This is a genomic window from Thermaerobacter composti, from assembly GCF_033582035.1.
In the GTDB taxonomy this organism is placed as follows: domain Bacteria; phylum Bacillota; class Sulfobacillia; order Thermaerobacterales; family Thermaerobacteraceae; genus Thermaerobacter; species Thermaerobacter composti.
Map to the genome: position 1 here is coordinate 2,203,589 of NZ_CP132508.1, position 19,520 is coordinate 2,223,108.

General features: G+C 69.5%; 17 protein-coding genes and 1 pseudogene. 9 read left to right on the forward strand and 9 right to left on the reverse strand.

All coding sequences use genetic code 11. From position 1 onward, the window contains the following. Positions 1-144 precede the first annotated feature (144 nt). The 3 genes and pseudogenes from acs to Q5761_RS08970 all read left to right on the forward strand — a co-directional run. Positions 145-2,142 carry an acetate--CoA ligase gene (gene acs / locus Q5761_RS08960; protein WP_318750332.1) on the forward strand — a complete coding sequence of 666 codons (1,998 nt, stop codon included), beginning with the start codon at positions 145-147 and terminating at the stop codon, positions 2,140-2,142. A 99-nt stretch (positions 2,143-2,241) separates the two neighbouring features. Continuing rightward, the gene (locus Q5761_RS08965; protein ID WP_318750333.1) at positions 2,242-3,447 is read left to right on the forward strand and encodes an MFS transporter; all 1,206 of its coding nucleotides are present in this window, start codon (positions 2,242-2,244) and stop codon (positions 3,445-3,447) included. Positions 3,448-3,504: 57 nt separating this feature from the next. Beyond that, positions 3,505-3,645: pseudogene (locus Q5761_RS08970) on the forward strand (hypothetical protein); the annotation flags it as partial. A gap of 19 nt (positions 3,646-3,664) precedes the next feature. Here the strand turns inward: Q5761_RS08970 and Q5761_RS08975 are convergent. Beyond that, a complete protein-coding gene (locus Q5761_RS08975; protein WP_318750335.1) occupies positions 3,665-4,045 on the reverse strand; it encodes a carboxymuconolactone decarboxylase family protein in 381 nt (126 codons plus the stop codon). A 473-nt stretch (positions 4,046-4,518) separates the two neighbouring features. On the opposite strand from Q5761_RS08975, the gene Q5761_RS08980 reads away from it, so the two are divergent. Together Q5761_RS08980 and Q5761_RS08985 are read left to right on the forward strand one after the other, a co-directional pair. After that, positions 4,519-5,022 (forward strand): nucleoside recognition domain-containing protein, encoded by a 504-nt coding sequence (locus Q5761_RS08980; RefSeq protein ID WP_135224117.1) that lies wholly within the window; start codon positions 4,519-4,521, stop codon positions 5,020-5,022. A gap of 136 nt (positions 5,023-5,158) precedes the next feature. Continuing rightward, positions 5,159-5,650, forward strand: a complete 492-nt coding sequence (locus Q5761_RS08985) for a hypothetical protein (RefSeq protein WP_135224118.1) — start codon at positions 5,159-5,161, stop codon at positions 5,648-5,650. Between the two features lie 63 nt (positions 5,651-5,713). Here Q5761_RS08985 and Q5761_RS08990 read toward each other — a convergent pair whose 3' ends face one another. Together Q5761_RS08990 and Q5761_RS08995 are read right to left on the reverse strand one after the other, a co-directional pair. Next, positions 5,714-6,163 (reverse strand): carbon monoxide dehydrogenase subunit G, encoded by a 450-nt coding sequence (locus tag Q5761_RS08990; RefSeq protein ID WP_318750336.1) that lies wholly within the window; start codon positions 6,161-6,163, stop codon positions 5,714-5,716. Positions 6,164-6,417: 254 nt separating this feature from the next. Then, positions 6,418-7,689, reverse strand: a complete 1,272-nt coding sequence (locus tag Q5761_RS08995; RefSeq protein WP_135224120.1) for an XdhC family protein — start codon at positions 7,687-7,689, stop codon at positions 6,418-6,420. Positions 7,690-7,957: 268 nt separating this feature from the next. Between Q5761_RS08995 and Q5761_RS09000 the strand changes: the two genes are divergently transcribed. After that, a complete protein-coding gene (locus Q5761_RS09000) occupies positions 7,958-8,641 on the forward strand; it encodes a metal-dependent hydrolase (RefSeq protein WP_318750337.1) in 684 nt (227 codons plus the stop codon). A 59-nt stretch (positions 8,642-8,700) separates the two neighbouring features. On the opposite strand, the gene Q5761_RS09005 is transcribed toward Q5761_RS09000, so the two are convergent. The 4 genes from Q5761_RS09005 to Q5761_RS09020 all read right to left on the reverse strand — a co-directional run bounded on the left by Q5761_RS09005 (position 8,701) and on the right by Q5761_RS09020 (position 12,819). Beyond that, on the reverse strand, positions 8,701-9,522 hold the full coding sequence (locus tag Q5761_RS09005) for an SIR2 family NAD-dependent protein deacylase (protein WP_135224122.1): 822 nt from the start codon (positions 9,520-9,522) through the stop codon (positions 8,701-8,703). Between the two features lie 21 nt (positions 9,523-9,543). Beyond that, positions 9,544-9,858 carry a hypothetical protein gene (locus Q5761_RS09010; protein ID WP_167758804.1) on the reverse strand — a complete coding sequence of 105 codons (315 nt, stop codon included), beginning with the start codon at positions 9,856-9,858 and terminating at the stop codon, positions 9,544-9,546. A gap of 22 nt (positions 9,859-9,880) precedes the next feature. Next, positions 9,881-11,815 carry an FAD-binding oxidoreductase gene (locus Q5761_RS09015; RefSeq protein ID WP_318750338.1) on the reverse strand — a complete coding sequence of 645 codons (1,935 nt, stop codon included), beginning with the start codon at positions 11,813-11,815 and terminating at the stop codon, positions 9,881-9,883. Between the two features lie 143 nt (positions 11,816-11,958). Next, on the reverse strand, positions 11,959-12,819 hold the full coding sequence (locus Q5761_RS09020) for a DinB family protein (RefSeq protein WP_135224124.1): 861 nt from the start codon (positions 12,817-12,819) through the stop codon (positions 11,959-11,961). 325 nt (positions 12,820-13,144) lie between these two features. Between Q5761_RS09020 and Q5761_RS09025 the strand changes: the two genes are divergently transcribed. The 3 genes from Q5761_RS09025 (at position 13,145) to Q5761_RS09035 (ending at position 15,318) form a co-directional block, all read left to right on the forward strand. Further along, on the forward strand, positions 13,145-13,384 hold the full coding sequence (locus Q5761_RS09025) for a DUF6364 family protein (protein WP_135224125.1): 240 nt from the start codon (positions 13,145-13,147) through the stop codon (positions 13,382-13,384). Then, positions 13,374-13,805: a PIN domain-containing protein gene (locus tag Q5761_RS09030; RefSeq protein WP_135224126.1), complete on the forward strand. Its 432-nt coding sequence runs from the start codon at positions 13,374-13,376 to the stop codon at positions 13,803-13,805. Before Q5761_RS09025 ends, Q5761_RS09030 begins: the two co-directional genes overlap by 11 nt. A 397-nt stretch (positions 13,806-14,202) precedes the next feature. Next, positions 14,203-15,318 (forward strand): prephenate dehydratase, encoded by a 1,116-nt coding sequence (locus tag Q5761_RS09035; RefSeq protein ID WP_318750339.1) that lies wholly within the window; start codon positions 14,203-14,205, stop codon positions 15,316-15,318. 332 nt (positions 15,319-15,650) lie between these two features. Here the strand turns inward: Q5761_RS09035 and Q5761_RS09040 are convergent, their stop codons facing one another. Both Q5761_RS09040 and aceA read right to left on the reverse strand, forming a co-directional pair. After that, positions 15,651-16,301, reverse strand: a complete 651-nt coding sequence (locus Q5761_RS09040; protein WP_318750340.1) for a hypothetical protein — start codon at positions 16,299-16,301, stop codon at positions 15,651-15,653. Positions 16,302-16,646: 345 nt separating this feature from the next. Next, positions 16,647-17,957, reverse strand: coding sequence for an isocitrate lyase (aceA, locus tag Q5761_RS09045; protein ID WP_413084595.1), 1,311 nt, complete (start codon positions 17,955-17,957; stop codon positions 16,647-16,649). Between the last annotated feature and the right edge of the window lie 1,563 nt (positions 17,958-19,520).

Genomic DNA, 19,520 nt, shown 5'->3' on the forward strand with positions numbered 1-19,520 from the left:
CGAGCGGCTACCTTGTCCGTCCCGCCGCTTTCTCACCCACTCCGTCTGCCTCTGCCGTACAGCAGGAAGGGTTCGATTCCTCGCCGTATGGGGTTGCTAAGGAAGCTGGATGCAGCTCGATCGCCATTCACGGGGGGATTTGCGATGGCTCGCACCGAGGTGGAGGTGGCGGGACCCGAGCCCGCCGCCGGGGCGCTGCTGGCGGAGCGGCCGGTTCCTCCGCGGAAGCTCTCCGGGCGGCCTCTCTTTGCCGGGCCCCACGCGGCGGCGGCATACGCCGCCTACCGGGCCCGGGCCGAGGCCGATCCCGACGCCTACTGGTCGGAGATCGCCGGGGAGCTGGAGTGGCTGGCGCCCTGGACCCGGGTCCGCACGGGCGACCTGCCCGACTTCAAGTACTTCGTCGGTGGGCTGACTAACGTCAGCCTCAACTGCATCGACCGCCATCTGTCCGAGCGGCGGAACCAGGCGGCCATCATCTGGGAGGGCGAGCCGGGCGACCGGCGGGTCTGGACCTTCCAGATGCTGCACGACGAGACCTGCCGGCTGGCCCACGCCCTGCGACAGGCGGGCATCGGCAAGGGCGACGTGGTGGCGATCTACCTCCCGAACCTGCCGGAGACCTTCGCCGCCATCCACGCCTGCTACCGGATCGGTGCCCTGTACAACGTGATCTTCTCCGGGTTCTCGCCCGACGCCATCCGCTCCCGCCTGGAAGACTCCCGGGCCCGCCTGGTGATCACCGCCGACGGCAGCTACCGGCGGGGCCGGCTGCTCCCGCTCAAGGCGACCCTGGACCGGGCCCTGGAAGGGCTCGACTTCGTCGAGCGGGTGGTCGTCGTGCGGCGGGCGGGGGCCGAAGCCCCCATGACGGCGGGTCGCGACGTGGACTACGACGACTTCATCGCCGGCATGCCGGCCGACTTCCCGCCTGAGCCCCTGGAGGCGAACGAACCCGGGTTCATCATCTACACCAGCGGCACCACGGCGAAGCCCAAGGGCCTGGTCCACGCCGGGGTGGGCTTCCTGGTCGGCACCTACGCCAACGTCAAGTGGTCCCTCAACCTCCAACCCGCCGACATCTACTGGTGCACCGCCGACGTGGGCTGGCTGACCTTCCCCATCTTCGCCCTGGTGGGCGGCCTGGCCCACGGGGCGACCCACGTGGTCTACGAAGGCGCCCTGGACTTCCCCGACCCCGGCCGGTTCTACCGGATGATCCAGCAGTACCGGGTCAACAAGGTCTTCACGGCGCCCACGGCCCTGCGGATGCTCAGCCGGGCGGGGGCCGACTGGCCGCAGAAGTTCGACCTGCGCAGCCTCGAGCTCATCGCGCTGGTGGGCGAGCCGCTGGATCCCGAGACCTGGCACTGGGTCCGGCGGCACGTGGGCGACGGCGCGGTGGAGATCAACAACACCTACGGCCAGACGGAGACGGGGACGGCGTGGATGTCGGGCATCGCCGGCGTCACGGCCTCGCGGCCGGGCTCCTGCGGCCTTCCCCTGCCGGGCTACCGCTGCCAGGTGGTGGACGCCGAGGGCCGGCCGGTTCGTCCCGGGACCACGGGCTACCTGGTGATCACCGACCCCTTCCCCTGCCTGGCGCGGACCATCTGGGGCGATCACCAGCGGTACCTGGACACGTACTTCGCCCGCTTCCCCGGGCGGTACTTTACCGGCGACGCCGCCATGTACGACGCCGACGGCCACCACTGGGTGCTGGGGCGGGTGGACGACGTGATCAACGTGGCGGGCCACCGTCTGAGCACCATGGAGATGGAGAGCGCCCTGATCAACCACCCGCTGGTGGCCGAAGCGGCGGTGGTGGGCATGCCGGACCCCGTCAAGGGCACGGTACCGGTGGTCTTCGCGGTGCTGCGGAGCGGCGTGACGCCACCGCCGGACATCGAAGAGCAGCTGCGGGAGGAGATCGTCCGCCGGATCAGCCCCATCGCCCGCCCGGCGCGGGTGTACGTGGTCGACGCCATGCCCAAGACCCGCAGCGGCAAGATCATGCGCCGCCTGTTGCGGGAGGCGGTGACGACCGGCAAGGTGACGGGCGACACCACCGCCCTCGAGGACCCCGAGGTGCTGGAGCGCATCCTGAAGCGGGTCGAACCGCCCGCGGGAGGAACCAGTTAGATTCATGGGTGCCCGCGCCCAACCGACACGACCGAAACGAGCCCGTCGCATTTTCCTTTGGGAATGGCCTGGGCTGTCATGCGAGGAGACATTGCGGATATGGAAGAAGGGCGAAATCTGCGGTGCTTGTACATCGGGATGACTCTTCGCGGGCTCGCTGATGGGATGAGGTGGGCGCTGTTACCGGTCGCAACGGCGCACACAGGGGGAAGCGCGTTTGCAGTCGCCGCAGTGACCGCTGTCTCACGCGCACCGTGGCCGTTGATTGGTGTCCTCGGCGGCGGCCTGGTCGATCGATGTGACAAGCGTCGACTTCTGTCGGTGTCGCTCTGGGTGCTGGCACTGGCGTCCGCAGTGCTCACGTCTTGGACTGATGCCGTCCAGATGGCCTTTTGGCTGGTGCTAGCATGCGCATTTCTTGCTGGTGCTGCCGAGGTCATAGCGGACAATACTGCGCAAACCATTGTTCCGGATATCACGAGTAGTGAGCAGTTGGCGAAGGTAAATGCGACCTTGCAGGGAATCTTTGTGGTCACCGCCCAATTGCTTGCTGGATTCATTGCGGGAGTTGCGTTTGAGCAGCTACGAAACATGGCTTGGCTGTCGGTCGCGTCTTTTTACTTGTCGTCGGGATTGATCATCGGGATGCTGCGCGGAAACTTCAAAAGCGAACCGCAAAGAGGCTCTGTGCTGGAAGATGTCCGTCATGCGGTCGACTGGCTTCGGAAGTCACATTTTGTGCGCTATCTTTCTGTTTCATCCGCTTTTCATAATGTCTTCGGTGGAGCCAGCATGGCCGTTCTTATCCTGCTAGTGGAGCGCGATCTCCGAGGCACTCCAGCCCATTATGGCATGGCGCTGAGCGTCTCAGGTATTGGTGCGCTGTCTGCATCTCTTTGGGCCGGACGAATTCGTCAACGGATCGTGTGGCGCATCTTTCCTTTACTAAACACAATCATGGCGTTGTCAGCTCTTTTCGCGGCGACGTCACGGAACGTTTGGATGTTGTGCTTTGTCATGGCGTTAAAGGGCTTTGCGGTAGGTGCGTGGAACATTACATCGTTGGTTGTGCGGCAGCTGGCTATTCCATCTCGCGTTTTGGGCAGGGTCAACGCGATGTACAGGCTGATTGCTTGGGGTGGGTTACCAGTCGGCGCGCTGATGGGAGGCGTAGTCGTATCGCAATTTGGTCCACGGGCTCCATTCATCCTTGAAGGATTGTGTCTACTATTGCTTTCGAGTTGGATATATGCGGTGCTGAGCAGGAAGGATGCGCAAATCACCATACCGTGTGCAGGTTCCTAAGCGTGCGACGCGGCGGTAGGATGCTTCATAGACCTCCGCCTCGGAGGGGTCGACGCCATGCCCAAGACCCGCAGCGGCAAGGTCATGCGCCGCCTCTTGCGGGATGCGGTCACCACGGGCCGGATGACGGGCGACACCATCTGCCTTGTGGTCAGGTCCCTCCCCTTTATCGCCAAAACAATGACGCGTAAAAAATAGGAGCGTCGCTGTGCGACGCTCAACGTGCACCGGTTCCGGCATTCTCGTCGGTCGCCGACTCGGCCTCCAGCTCCTCCAGCACCGCCACCGCCCGCCGCACATGGGGGATGGTGATCGACCCGCCCACGATCAGGGCCACGCCGAAGATCTCGAAGAACTCGTCGCGGGTCACGCCCTCCTTGTGGCACTGGATCATGTGGTAGGTGACGCAGTCATCGCAGCGCAGGACCAGCGACGCCACCAGCCCCAGCATCTCCTTGACCTTGCTGGACAGGGCCCCGGGCTTGTACGCCTGCCCGTCCAGGTTGAAGAACCGGCGCACCACCAGGTTGTCGTGGGCCAGGATCTTCTCGTTCATCTCGGTGCGGAAGCGGTGAAAGGCGTCGAGCCGCTCGCCCATGTGGTCACCCCTCCTTCCACCCCTCCTTCCGCCGGCCTGTATCGCCGGCGAGGTGTCCCGGGGTCCGACCGCTAGCGTACACCTCCGGCCCCAGGGTTCGCACGCCCCCCGCCCGCCCTCCTGGCGGCCGAACCAGGGAGCCCTTCCAACCACGGGGGCCCCGGGCCCGATCGAACGAAGGTGTGCCGGTCGAACGGACCGGCGGCTGCAAACCCGTTCAGGATCCTTGACGGGGGGCCGCTCGGGTCGGTGGACGGCCTGCAACCGCAACCGGGCAGCAAGGGGAGACGTGCGGTGCGGCCCCGGGCCGCGTTCGTCCCGAACACAGCCGCCGCCCAGCCCCGGCGCCGTTGACACCGCCCCTCGCCCGCACTATCTTGGTCGCCAGGAGCATTCCAGATCCCGCCGGGTGGTGGCCAGGATTTCGACGGACGAACCCCGGCGGACGAACCCCGGGAAAGAAGGCAGCTTCCGTGGCCCGACCCGCTTCTCCACCGGCGGCGACATCCCAGGGGGTCAAGGGAGAGGGTGGCGTCCACCACCGCCAGGGTGGGACCCACCCGTTTCCATTGGCCGTTGGGCGCGGCTTGCGCTCCACCTTCCGGGTGCTCGCCGACCTGGCCCGCACTATGATCCCCGCCATGATCGTGGTGATGATCCTGGACCGCAGCGGGTGGCTGGCGCGCATCGCCGGGCTCGCCGCACCCGCCATGGCCTGGTTCGGCCTCCCGGGGGGAAGCGCCCTGGCGCTGCTCATCGGCAACACCGTGGGCCTCTACAGCGGGGTGGCGGCGGCGATCCCCCTGGGGCTCGACTACAAGCAGTGGACGATTCTGGGCACCATGCTGGCCATCAGCCACGCCCACCCGGTGGAGGCGTCCATCATCGCACGGGCCGGCGCCAACCCGTGGACGGTGCTGGCGGCCCGGCTGACGGCCTCGGCCGCAGCCGGCGTCCTGCTCAACCTGGTCCTGTAGCGTGGCTCAACCTGGTCCTTTAGCGTGACTCAACCGGGTCCTGTAACGTGCCGATGCGCCGACGGGACCGGGTCAGGCCGTCCGCCGGCGGGGTGCCACGCCCGCGAGACGAGGGCGAACCGGGGGGACACGCACCATGTGGTTGATCGATGCCGTCGTCGACGGGATAGGGGAGGGGTTCCGGCTCCTCCTGCGGGTTGCCCTGTTCGTCGCACCGGTGCTGATCCTGCTGGAGTGGGCCAAGCTGACCGGGCGTCTTGACCGGCTCACCCACCGGCTGGAGCCCCTGTGCCGGCGCCTCGGGCTGGCGCCGGAGCTGGCGCCGTCCCTGACGGTGGGCGCCGTCCTCGGCGTGATCCTCGGGTCGGGCGTGGTGCTCGAGACCAGCCGGGAGCGGCCGGTCGCCCGGGATCAGGTGACGCTGCTCTTCGTGTTCGTCGGCATCTTCCACGCCATGTTCGAGGAGACCGCGGCCGTGTTCGCCTTCGGCGGCAACGGCCTGATCATGGTCGCCACCCGCTTTGCCTTCGGCGTGGCCGCCTTCTGGGTGTACCGGCGGTGGCTCGACCTGCGGCGGGCCGCCTTGGACGGGCGGGTGCTGGCGCCGCAGCCGGCACGTCACCGGTGAACCGTCGAAGACCAGACCGCTGACGACCGCGGCCGCGGGCAGGGGATGGGCATCTGCCCGTCCCTACCCCGCCTTCCGCTGCTCGATCTCCCGCGCCAGGCCGCCGAAGAACTGGCCCATGATCATCTTGGCCACGCCGCTCAGCACCCGCTGGCCGATGCTGGCCACGGGACCACCCACCTGGGCCTCGCCCTGGTACTTCAGGAGGGTCTCCTCGCCCTGGGGCTCCAGGTCGAGCACCAGGGATGCCCGGACGAACCCGGGCCCGCCCTCGCCCTCGATGTTCAGCCGGTACCGGCTGGGCGGCTCCTTGTCCGCGATGGCGATCCGGCCCTTGTACCGCCCGCGGATGGCGGCGATGCCCAGCTCCAGATCGGCCTCGTAGCGATCCTCGCCCACCTGGACCAGCCGCTTGCATCCCGGGGTGCAACGGGCAAGGATCTCCTGGTCGTTGAGACACGCCCACACGGTGTCGACGGGTGCGGCGATCTTCTGGCTGCCGGCCACCTGCATCCCTGGCACCCCCAGTGATAGTCGCGAAAGCTCCCTGGCGAGGACGTTCCACCTCGACAGAAGCCGTGCACCGCGGGGGCTCCGCCCTCGCGGGACGACCCACCCGGGCCCCGCAGCCCGGGCTCGGGTTGCGGAGGCCGCCACCAGCCCCCGTTGCCACGGCGCCCAAGGGACGGCTCATGCCATGGCTCATTCGGTTTTCAGACGAACCGTTCCTGCCGCTGCCGCCGCGGTGCCGGGTCGCCCGGACGGGATCAATCGTCGGAGCGACCCGCGGCCGCACCGTCACCTGCGGGGACCGCTTCCGGCCGGCCCGCCGGAGGCCGGTTCGTCCGGCGCGCAGCGATGATCTCCGCCATGATGGCCACGGCCATCTCCTCGGGCGTGCGGGCCCCGATGTCCAGGCCGATGGGGGCGTGCAGCCGAGCCAGGTCCCCCTCGGTCGCCCCCGCCTCCCGCAGCGCCGCGAGTCGCCGCTCGTGGGTCCGGCGGCTGCCCATCACGCCGATGTAACCGACGGGCGACGCCAGGGCCGCCAAGATCGCCGGCACGTCGAACTTCAGATCGTGCGTCAGGACGCAGACGGCGTCGCGCGGCGAGAGCCGCACGGACCGGAGGTACTCGTCGGGCCACCGGCGGACGATGGCGTGGGCCGCGGGGATGCGCTCCGGCGTGGCGAAGGGCGAGCGGGGATCGCAGACCACGACCCGGTAGCCGAGGAACCGGGCCGCCTCCGCCAGGGCCGGGGCGGGGTGCACCGCCCCGATCACATAGAGCACGGGCGGCGGCGCGAAGGGCTGGATGAAGACGTCCGCGCCGGCCAACCGCTGGCGGGCGGCCTCGTCCCGGGCCAAGAGTTCTCCAGCCCGCCGGGCCAGCACCGCGTCGAGACCGGGGTCACCGGACGAACCGGCCAGAAGCCGCGCCGGGCCGCCAGGGTCGTCCTCGGCCAGCAGGAGGACGGCCCCGGGTGCGGGACCGGTCGGCCCATTGGAGACCTCGTGGTGGGCCTGATGGTCCTCGCGGTGGGCCGGGTGATCCACTCGGTGGGCTTCGCGGTGGTCCTCGCGGTGCGTCTCACCGGGGGTCTCGCGCGCCACCTGAGCCTGGGCCGCCGACGCCGGCTCGGCGGCCGGTCCCAGCACCCGGGCCAGGGCCACCGGGCGACCCGCCGCCAGGGCTTCCTGCAGGTTTCGGGCCACGTCGTGCCAAGGCCCGCGGGCCGGTTCGACCCAGACACGGATGGTGCCGCCGCAGCTGAGGCCCACCTCGAAGGCGTCGTCGTCGGTGATGCCGAAGGTCACCAGCCGCGGCCGTCCCGAGGCCAGCACCTCCTGGGCCACCTCGACCACGGCCGGCTCCACGCAGCCGCCCGACACCGAGCCGGCGATCTCGCCCCGCTCGCTGACGGCCATCGTGGTGCCCGGGTCGCGCGGCGCCTTGCGGACCACCTCGACCACGGTGGCCAGGGCCACGTCCCGGCCGGCGTCGAGCCACTGGACGACACGGTCCAAGACGTCGCGCACGTCCCATCGCCTCCTCGGCCTCGGGCCCGTCCCCGGATGGTGCCCCGGCCCCAGCGCTGGGCACCGGCAGGCGGAACCGGCCTCGTAATTGGCTCGTTCTTCCTCCATGGTACCACCACGGCGCAGGGGTCGGGGCGGTGCGGCCGCGGCCCGCTCGTGTTCGGGCAGGAGCCCCGTTCACCGCGTTGAACTGGTAACCACAACCGCATCAGGACGGCCCACGGTCGATGGCGTCCCGCAGGTCCACGCAACACGGGAGGGAAGAGGCATGGCCCACAGGCTGCGCTGGCTCGGGCACGCCAGCTGGGAGCTGACCACGGCGGGGGGCAAGGTCATCCTGTTCGACCCCTGGATCAACGGCAACCCCAAGGCCCCGGTCCGCATCGAGGACCTCAAGGCCGACTACATCCTGATCACCCACGACCACTTCGACCACGCCAGCGACGTGGTGGCGGTCCAGAAGCAGACGGGCGCCACGGTGATCCTGCAGCCGGAGACGGCCGAGCGCTACCAGAAGGAAGGCCTGCCGGGCGACAAGTGCATCGGCATGAACATCGGCGGCTCGGTGGAGCTGGGGGGTGTGGTGGTCACCATGACCGAGGCCTACCACTCCAGCGAGACCGGCGAGCCGGCGGGGTACATCGTCACCCTGGAGGACGGCAAGCGGGTCTACGACGCCGGCGACACGGGCATCCACTGCAACATGGCCACCTGGGCCGAGCTGTACCCGCTGGACGTGGCCCTCCTGCCCATCGGTAGCCACTTCACCATGGACCCGCGGCAGGCGGCCCACGCGCTGACCTTCCTCAAGCCCAAGGTGGCCCTCCCCCAGCACTACGCCACCTTCCCCCTGCTGGTCCAGAGCGCCGACGACTTCGTGCGCTTCGCCAAGCAGAAGGCGCCGGGGGTCGAGGTGCGGGTGCTGGAGCCCGGCGGCACCTTCGAGTTCTAGGCAAGGATCGTGCCCCGGCACCGCCCCGGTGGCCTCGGTGCGGACGCCCCGGGCGCCCGTCACCCGAGCGCCGCCGGCTCGGCGGTCGTCGCCGTCCCGCCGTCGGCCTCGAGGCGCTCCACCACGGCGGGCAGCGCCTGCTCGGCGGGCGCCGCCAGGACGACCTCGGCGTCCAACGCGGGGTGGGGGTTGACCTCCGCCAACACCGCGCCCGCCTGGCGCGCCCAGCGGGGCAGGCTGGCCGCCGGTTCCACCTCGGCGGAGGTGCCCACCACCAGCAACAGCCCGGCGTTCTGGACCTCCGCCCAGGCGCGCAGGAACGCGTGCTCGGGCAGCTCCTCGCCGAAGAACACGATGTCGGGCTTCAACCAGCCGCCGCACCAGCAGCGGTGCCCGCCGCCGCCCGGCAGCCCGGCCAGCCGCCGCACGCTCTCGGCGGCGTAGCGGCTGCCGCAGTCCATGCACACCACGCGCTGGAAGCTGCCGTGGAGCTCGATGACGTCGCGGCTCCCCGCCGCCTGGTGCAGCCCATCGATGTTCTGGGTGATCACCGCCCGCAGGTATCCCAGCTCCTCCAGTCGGGCCAGGGCGCGATGGGCGGGGTTGGGGCGGGCGGCCGCCAGGTTGTCGTACAGCTGGTCCAGCATGGTCCAGACCCGCTCGGGGTCGCGCCGGAAGGCGTCGATGTGGGCGAACTCCTCCGGGTCGAACCGGCTCCACAAGCCGTCGCGGCCGCGGAAGGCCGGGATCCCGCTGGCGACGGAGATCCCTGCGCCCGTCAGCGCCACCGCCCGCCCGCGATGACGGACCAGCAATCCCGCCAGTTGCGCGGCGGCATCCCCTCTCGCGCTCCCGTCCCCCGGTCGGGATGGGTGCCGCACCGTCTCCCGCCTCCCCCCAGATCAGACGCCCCCGAAGCCGATGGGCCGCGGCCGCCGAGGCTCCCCGGCCAGGATCACGCAGCGCAGCCGCGGACCGGGGATCCAGACCGTGGCCTGATCCGGCAACCCCTCCGGCTCGACGGCCAGCACCTCGGCCAGGGAGTTCGTCCCGCCTGGGCCGTCCACCTTCTCCACGGCCTCGACGGGGAGCAGCAGCCCGCCGTTGTGCCAGGCCCCGGCCTGCAGCCGCACGTGGAGCCGCTGACCGCCCTCCAGGACCACCACCGCCGGCACGCCGGGCAGGTTGGGGTCCACCATGGGGACGACGTCCTCCACCCCATCTCCCTCCTCCGCGCCCTCATGCCCGGGTGAACCAACCCGGATGGAAGGCACGCCCCGTGCGCCAACGCCCGTTGCCCGGCATGGCCGCGGTGGCGTCGGCGGCCCGGCGGCCGCGGGCGGAACCCGCGGTGGCTCCGCCGTCGCCGTTGCCAGCGGGGCGAGCCCCGGGCTCGCCGGCCGGATCGCCCTCCCGGCCGCTCCGGGGAGCCACGGGGTCGCCGGCCGCACCGGGGCTCCGACCGCCATCGCCCCGCCGGTCGGCCTCAACGCTTCCCGACCCGCCTCCCGACCCGCCGCGGACGACGACCACGCCGTCCCGGCCGCCGGAGCCGTCCGGTGGCGCGACGCCGCCGTCGGACGCCGGCGCGCCCGCGGTCTCGCCCCACTTCCCCGGATTCATCAGGTCCAGGGGGTCCAGGGCGCGCTTGATCTTGCGGATGACGTCCAGCGCCGGGCCGAACTCGTCCTGCAGCAGCGGCAGGAGCTTCAGGCCCGTCCCGTGCAAGCACTCCATGTTGCCGCCGCGGGCCTGGGCCATGCGCATCAGGTCGTGCATCAGTTGCTCCATGGCCGCGGCGTCCTCGGGCGTCCACTCGGCGGCCCACGGGCCGGGTTCGTCCGCGGATGCCGCCCCGACCCCCGTGGACTCCGGCCCGCCGGCGCCTGCGGAACCGGCGCCCGCCGCGCCCCCGGCGGCCTGCGCGGCGGCCGGGTGCGCCGCGCTCACCAGCAGGGAGAAGACCTCCGGCCGGCCCCAAAGACCCGTCTCACCGGCGTAGAAGCGCGGGTCCGCGGCGATGCGCGCCAGCGCCTCGCGCCGGTAGGGGATCACCTGGCTGGCCGGCAAGGCGAGGTTGATGTAGTCGAAGGCGCCCTGCTGCCAGCGCCGCCGGGCGTCGCGGGCCTGGAGGATGGGCAGGGCGAACTGCTCGGCGATCTCGTGCCGCCGCTCCCAGAACTCGCGGGCCGGTTCCTCCCCGAGGTCGCGGGCGTCGAACCGCTTGACGATCCGGTCCGCCGCCGCCAAGCGCCCCCGGGCCTCCTCGGCCGCCCCGAAGAAGCCGAGGTGGAGCAGACCGGTGCGGCCCAGGTCGTCTTCGTAGCCGGGCGGAAGCTCCACCGCCGCCGGGTAGTCGTCGGTGAAGTCCAGCAGGTCGGGGATGACCCCGGCCCGCCACAGGGCGCGGACGGCCTCGAAGCCCGGCTCGAAGCCGCGGAAGCGGTAGCTGCGGAAGAGCATCACCTCCGGGGCGCCGATGGCCTGGATCCACGCCCGGGTGACGATCCCCAGGGTGCCCTGGCTGCCGGCGAACAGGGCGCGCAGGTCCGGCCCCGCCGGCGGCTTGGGCACGGGCCGCGTCCGCACCACCTGGCCGTCGGGCAGCACCGCCTCGATGGCCACCACCTGTTGGCCCATGCTGCCCCACCGACCCGCCAGGTAGCCGACGCCGTCGGTGCCGATGGCGCCGCCCACCGTGGCGATGCCCACGCTCCACGGGTCATGGGCCAGGGCGAGGCCGTGGCGGCGCAGGGCGGCGTCGACGGCCGCCAGCGTGGCGCCGGCGCCGGCCTCGGCCAGCATGTCATCGGGGTGGACGACGATGTCGTCGAGGCGCGTCAGGTCGACGACCACGGCGGGCAGCTGCGGGACCGCCGACCCCATCACGCCGGTGCCGCCGCCTCGGGGCACCAGGGGGATCCGGTGCCGGGCCGCCCAGACCACCAGCTGGCGCACGTCCTCCACGTCGCCCGGCCGGACCACGGCCAGCGGCCGCCGGGCGCGCTGGCCGGTTCGTCCCAGGCGGTAACCGCCGGTGAAGTCCATGGCGGCCCATTCCAGCTCGTGGGGATCCACCGAGACGTGGTGCGCCCCCAAGAGATCACACAGCTCCTTCAGCAGCGGCTCGGGTAGCGACGCAGACTGGGTCACAAGGGAACCCTCGCCGTCCATGCCGATCCCTCCGCTCACCGCTATCTTTAGCTTACTCCGGGAGCGGACGGCCAGGGCAAGAGCGGCCGGCGCAGCGGTTCCCACGGGGCCGGCGGGTTGGGAGACGCCAGACGGGAACGGGAGGAGGGTCCGTCTCGGCCTCTTCAGCCCCGGCCGTGGACCCGGCGTGTCTCCTCGATCTGGGCGATGTGGTGCAGGGCGTGACTGGCTAGCATGGCGATCAGCTCCCGGGCCGTCATGGGAGCACCGAGCGAGGGGGCGACCGCTCCGTCCAGCGATTCGGGCCGGTGCCGCACCAGGGCAGCGACGTGGCCACGGACCGCTGCGATCAGCGCCAGGGACGGCTCGACGGGCCGGTGGGCGTGGCCCAGCCGCTCCACCCACACGTCCTGGTCGTACGGGTTGTTGTTGTACGGCCGGCCCGGTTCGGCCAGGCACATGAGGATTCGGACCAGGCTTGATGCGTCGGAATCGGCGATATGGTGGACGATCTGCCGAATGGTCCACTTGCCCGGAGCCCGCGCCAGGTCAAGTTCCTCGTCGCAAAGCCCAGCGAGGGCCTCCGCGAGGCGCTGGGAGGCGCTGGTGTACATCTCGAGGAGTTCCCCATCGGTCCATTCCGGACCTTGCCAGAAGGACAGCAGGTGCCCGTCGGGGTCCTGGATCACAAGGCTCTGGCTACCGTCAGGTGCTTCTTCGGGTGGCGGAACCGGCAGGCCCTGCTCCACCAGCCGGCCGTAGAAGGCGTCGAGGTCCCCTCCGGGGGCGCCCATGTAGAGCTGGCGACCTTGGGTCAGTTCTTCGTAGACCTCATGGAGCCAGGGAGTGGCGTCGACGCCAGGCAGTGCGAGGGTGAAGGGATGGCCGTCTACCGGGTCGATCACGGCCACGCCGGCAGCGGGGTCGATAAAGCGCACGGTGAACCCCAATCCACGGTAGAAACGGGCGGACCTTTCCAGGTCCTTGACACGCAACAGATGCAGCGACGGCCGGAATGACGCCAAGAGATCCCCTCCCTATCGTCCACAGAGCACGGATGGCGCACGGGCGGTCACCGGAAGGCGGCCGTGCCGGTTCCACCGCGGCGGAGCGCAACAGGAATCGTTCTATGAATGGTTCTACACGCGGGCCCGTGTTACCTTTACAAGAAGCACGCCCACCTGCAAAGGAACACGGTCGCCGGCCCGGCCTGCCACCGACCACCTGTTGTAGTATGGGCGGCTGACCGGGAGCACGCGCAGGGTGAGGCGGGAATCTGGACACTCGGGCCGGAGCGACGGACCGGTCACGCAAAGACGTGATACACTTGATTTCGTGGGGGTGAAGCCCGTGGAGTACCAGAATGTGACCCTTTCCCTACCGAAGGACGTGCTGCGCCGGGCAAAGCACATCGCCATTGAACGGGGGACCTCGCTCTCTGGTCTTCTCACCCAGTTGCTCGAAGATCTCACGCGCAAGGAAGACGAGTACCGCAAGGCAAGAGAGTGCCACCTGGCCATGCTGGACAAGTTCGACCTGGCGACAAAGGGGAACATCGTCGGAAGCCGGAGCGATCTCCATGACCGGTAAAAACGGCGACCGGCAGTTCGTGGATACGAACGTGCTGGTATATGCCCACGATACCTCAGCCGGGGAAAAGCATGCCCGGGCGAAGGCTCTTGTCACCGAGCTGTGGCAATCGGGCAACGGTTGCCTCAGCGTGCAGGTATTGCAGGAGTTCTACGTGACGGTCACCCAAAAGGTCCGAAAGCCACTTCTGCCGGAAACGGCAGCACGGATCATCGAGTATCTTTCGCACTGGCAGGTGCACACGCCGGATGCCGGTGACGTGCTGGAGGCGATCAGAATTCACCGTCGATACAGCCTATCCTTCTGGGACGCAATGATCATTCGCAGTGCCCAGGCACTAGGTAGCAACGTGATCTGGTCCGAAGACCTGAACGCCGGACAGGATTATGGCGGGGTGATGGTTGTCAATCCCTTTTCTTGAAGGATTGCCGTGACGAAGGGATGTTTCACCGCAATCAGGGGAATGGGAGCTCCTGCCTCGAACGCCCTGTGCTATCCTACCTCCTATAAGACCCGCTGACAGATATGACGGGCACCGTTGGCGACATGAGATCGTGGGCCGTCTTCGCCCACTCCCGGCGATGCGCCGATCCGTCTAGCCCGCGGCCCCACGGAAGCATCGCTCGCCCGGTGCTTGGCGATCGTGGCCGGCCGGACCGCAGGGCGGGCCACCGGGCACGGCTCCGTCTGGGGAGGGAATTGCTCCGGTGGACGATCCGTTGGCGAACCGGACCTGTGCAGGCCAGCCGGTGGCAGGACGGACGAACCGCGCCGCGACATATACCGCGACCACACCCCACACCGGGACGCGGAAAGCCGTGACCGCCGTCGGCCACGGGCGCCCGCGGGTGGCCTTCCAGGGCGAACCGGGCGCCTTCAGCGAGGCGGCCGTACGGGCCTACTTCGGCCCGGATGTCGAACCCGTCCCGTGCCCCACCTTCGCCGACGTGTTCGAACGGCTGGTGGCGGGTGACACCCCGGCCGCCATGGTCCCCGTCGAGAACTCCTATGCCGGCGACGTGGGCGAAGTCTACGACCTCCTGCGCCGCCACGCGGTGCGGATCCGGGGCGAGCTTCAGCTGCCGGTCCGCCACTGCCTGCTGGCCCTGCCCGGCACCCGGCTCGGCGACCTGCGGGTGGTGCGGTCCCACCCCCAGGCGCTGGCCCAGTGCCGCGATTTCCTCCACCGGCACGGCCTGCTGGCCGAGCCCACCTACGACACCGCCGCCGCCGCCCGCCAGGTGGCCGAAGCCGGCCGCCGGGACCTGGGGGCCATCGCCTCCCACCAGGCCGCCGTCCGCTACGGCCTCGCGGTGCTGGCCGAAGACATCCAGAACGCGGCCGGCAATGTGACCCGGTTCTACCACCTCGAACGGGAGGAACCGGCGGGGAGGTTGCCACAGGCCGGTGCATCCCCGCAGGCCGGTGCGTCGCCGCCTGCCGATCCTCCGGCCATGGGCGCGTCACGCCGCCCGCGGGATCCGCAGGGCCCGCAGACCTCAGAGGGCCTGGAGGGCCCGCCAGGATGGCCAGGGCCCCCAAGTGCGGCCGGCCCCACCAGCGTGGGGACACCCGGGACACCGGGGGTACCCGGGGCAGCCGGGGGACCCGGGACACCCGGCTCCCGTGCGAGGCCCCACCTCGTCCCGGCAGGGGTCAAGACCTCCCTGCTCTTCGTCGGCGAGGATCGCCCGGGCGCCCTGTACCGCTGTCTTGGCGCCTTCGCCCGGCGGGAGATCAACCTGACGAAGCTGACGGCCCGGCCGGAACCAGGTGGGTCGTGGCAGTACATGTTCTTCGCAGACCTCGAAGGGAGCCTTGAGCAGCCGCGGGTCCAGGAGGCGATCGACGAGCTGCGACGGCAGGCAACCTACGTCCGCATCATGGGCAGCTACCGCGTGTGGCAAGTCCATGATGCTGACGCCGGGCATTGACTGGGGACATTCATCGGAGCCGTCCCCGTCCGGGTGCGCCTGCACCAGGGTCTCAAGCTGCTGGTGACAGGCCTCGAGCTCGCGGCAGACGCCTTCGAGCTGATCCACCAGAAAGACCATGCGGCGAGCCCACAGCGCCACGGTGGCCCTGCCAGTCGACTGCCACACCTTGCTTAACTGCCCCGTATGCCTCGCGTCCTCGAAAACAAACTCAGCACACCTGCGATGACATTCCGCCCGCCAACCCGCGGACAACGGCCCGTCACGCCCACGCCCCTTCGGTTACTCTCACGGTGCACTCCTATAGAAATCCCGCAGGTGGCGATTTCTCCTCATCTCACCCGCCGCCGTACCCACCAGAGTGATCCGACAATAACTGCCAGCGCACCCGCTCCAAATCCGGCCCATACCGGATTCGGCATAGCATGCTCGGATTCTGAACTAACACCGGTAGGCCCACCAACAGCACCCTTATCAGAAGACGACTGTATTCTCTGTCGAACCTCACTCACCAACCGCTCCATATCCACGACTTGCGACGAGGGAAGATTATACAAGCTTATGTCACGCATGGACGCAAACCGGCTGTTGCCACGGCTGTCGACCCCCACAAGACCAACTATTCTATGTCCCTCATCATAGACCAAGCGCAGTTGCCCAGTGATACCATTGGCCACAAGCATCCGTTGAGCCTCTCGTACGTCATTCGCAAACCGCGAGTCACTTGATACCTGAATAATCTTCCACTCATCACCAACCCTTTGTGCCCATGCGGTGCCAACCGGATTTGCATTCACGTAAATCGGGAAAATATGGAGGCTTGGATAGGGCTTAATGATGTCATCCACGTCCGTAGACCCGTTAATAATACCTTGCTCAGAGACATAGTGGACGCGAAAGCCCTCGCCGAAAGTTACGTTATCCGCATCACTCAGTTTTGTAAGCCCAAAATGTTGCGGTTCGCTTGCCAACACAACCCGCACATATGGGATGTCGTCCTTAATGCCCTGGACAACATCAGGCGGTGCGTCAGCGTGGGACCGATTCACAACGCCGAAGGTCGCCACTGCCACCAGGACAGTAACGCAGGCGACAGCTGCCCTTAACCGCCACATCTTTTCACCCCCGGCGCACAAACATCAGATGATTTCTTTCACTTTCATACGTCGAAGGGCCGGGTTGTTCCCCGGCCCTTCTCTGCCTGTTGCGCTGTGGCACACCCCTCTTGTCTTATGCTGATCCACTCCGGCGAGTTCGATGCGTGCGGGCCCGAGCCCGCCGCTGGCACCCGCCGGCGTGACGGGCTACCGCTGCCGCCCGGTGTTCCGTCACGCCCCCCGGGCCGCCCGCGGCGCCCCCTCGAACTGCTCTTCCTCCGTCGAGCCCTTCAGGGCCAGGGTCGACGACTGCCCGCCCGCGATGACCTCCGCGACCCGGTCGAAGTAACCGGTGCCCACCTCGCGCTGGTGCCGGGTGGCGGTGTAGCCGAGTTCCTCCAGCTCGAACTCCCGCTGTTGCAGCCGGACGTAGGCGGTCATGCCGGTGCGGGCGTAGCCGTAGGCCAGCTCGAACATGGAGGCGTTGAGGGCGTGGAAGCCCGCCAGGGTGATGAACTGGAACTTGTAGCCCATGGCCCCGAGTTCCCGCTGGAAGCGGGCGATGGTGTCGTCGTCCAGGTGGCGCTTCCAGTTGAAGGACGGCGAGCAGTTGTAAGCGAGCAGCTTGCCCGGGTACTCGCGGTGGATCGCCTCGGCAAACTGGCGCGCCTCCTCGAGATCGGGCTTGGCCGTCTCGAACCACAAGAGGTCGGCGTAGGGCGCGTAGGCCAGGCCGCGGGCGATGGCCGCCTCGATGCCGTTGCGCACCCGGAAGTAGCCCTCGGGCGTCCGCTCGCCGGTGATGAACGGCTGATCGTAGGGGTCGACGTCGCTGGTCAGCAGTGTGGCCCCCAGGGCGTCGGTGCGGGCGATCAGGATCGTGGGCACGCCGCAGACGTCGGCGGCCAGGCGGGCGGCGGTCAGGGTGCGGATGAACTGGCTGGTCGGAACCAGCACCTTGCCGCCCATGTGGCCGCACTTCTTCTCCGACGCCAGCTGGTCTTCGTAGTGGACCCCGGCCGCCCCGGCCTCGATCATGGCCTTCATCAGCTCAAAGGCGTTGAGGGGGCCGCCGAACCCCGCCTCGGCGTCGGCCACGATGGGCGCCATCCAGTAGGTGGAGTCGTCCCCCTCGGCCCAGTGGATCTGGTCCGCCCGGCGCAGGGCGTTGTTGATCCGCCGGATCACCGCCGGGACGCTGTTGGCGGGGTAGAGGCTCTGGTCGGGGTACATCTGCTCGGCCAGGTTGGCGTCGGCCGCCACCTGCCAGCCGCTCAGGTAGATCGCCTTGAGCCCGGCCTTGACCATCTGCACCGCCTGGGCGCCGGTCAGGGCACCGAGGGCCGCGACGTAGTCCTCGCTGTGGAGCAGCTCCCAGAGCCGCCGGGCGCCCTGACGGGCCAGGGTGTACTCCACCCGCACGGAGCCTCGCAGCCGGACCACGTCTTCCGCCGAGTAGTTGCGACGGATGCCGCGCCAGCGGGGGTCGGTCCGCCATTCCTCCTCCAGCTGGGCCGCCTCCTGGCGGATCCGCTCCTCCAGGGAGGGTCGCTCCGCCTGCGACGGTGCGGACGAACCGGCCGACTCCCCGGCCCGGGGCTTGCCGTTGTGGATGCTCACGGGGCCATCCTCCTTCTTGCGGGGGGTATTGATCGTTTTCTTACCCTGTACGGTCGGTGCGGTGCAAGGCGCAATGGGACGGCGGCGAACGGTGGCCTTGGCCCACCGAAGGGGTCCGGGCCGGCGGTGGACGGCGGGGTCCGGCGCCGGCAGGGTCCCCTCCCCTTCGCGCCCCGTCCGTGCCAGTGACCGCCGAAGCCAAGGGCAAGGGGCAGCGAGCCCACCGGGGGCCGATCCCAGCCGCCGGCCGCCGACCGGGGTCCGGCCGCCGGCTGCCCCCACCGCCACCCGACCGCCCCCGGACGCCGGCCGGCCGTCGGTGGGGGTGCGGCGGGCTCGACGAACGGGCCGCACTCGGCGGATTCCGCAGGCGAAGCGGTCGCATGATGCGTCTTCCGCCCGCATAAGGTGGTCGCGTGACGTCCACCGAACGTTAAAGAACCTTAATCAAACATCTTTCGGCGGAATGGGTTGACACCCCCCGAGCCGGTGCTATAATCCAGGTCAAACCTGACACGGACAGCACCAGCGCTCCGCGATGCAGAGCGGTCCGCGTCGGTTTGGGAAGTGCGCCTAGGGTTCCGCACCGTGTCCACAGGGTGTCGGTACCGGCCCCATCCGGTGGCCGGCACGACCCCAGAGGCTCTGCCGCCCCGTCCCTTCCCGAGGCGCCGCCGATGGGCGAGGCACCCCGGTTGGCGCACCGCGAAGGCAATCGCGGCCGGCCGGATGCGGTGGACTGGACCGAGCGGCGCAACCCGTCGGGTTCGTCCGGCGGGACACCGTGGGGATAAAAGCCCCGAGCGGCAGGTTCCCAACCCCGGTTGGCGCCTTTGCCGCTCGGGGTCTCTTGTTATCCGTGGCGCATCCTTGACAACCCGACGCGAGCAACGGCCGTGAAGGGGAGCAGTACCCGGTGCTCCCGGCTGCAGAGAGCCGGTGGCCGGTGCGAACCGGCGCCGTGGACCCGGCGAACTCGCCCCGGAGCCGTTCCGGTGAAGGGCCGCAGCCCCTAGCCGGAGCCGGCGGCTTCAGAACCCGGTCGCTCGCTCCCATGGCGAAGCGCCGGCGTGCGGCAGTGCACCGCCCTGGCAAGCCGTACGCCGCCATGCCGATGGCGACCCGCCCGGGGGTGACGGTCCACCCCCGGTCCCCGACGGACCGCGCGGTGGACCCGCTCCGCGCCGTGCCGCGCGGTCTGCGGAAGGCCGGACGGCATGCGCGACGGCATGCGCCCCTTGCGGGCCCCCGATCACCGGGCGGGTGCCGGCAGGACCCGCCGGGGTCCGCCACGACGAGCGTCGCCAGGGCCAGCGGGACCGGCGTCCGGGAGAGGAGTCGTCGTTAGCCCAAAGGGTGGCGGTCTCCGCCACCCGCCGAGGCCGTCGCCGCGAGGCGGCGGCAACCGGGGTGGTACCGCGAAGAGGGCGCTCTTCGCCCCCGGCCCAGAGCGGGCCCGGGGCGAAGAGCGCCCTCCGCCTTTGT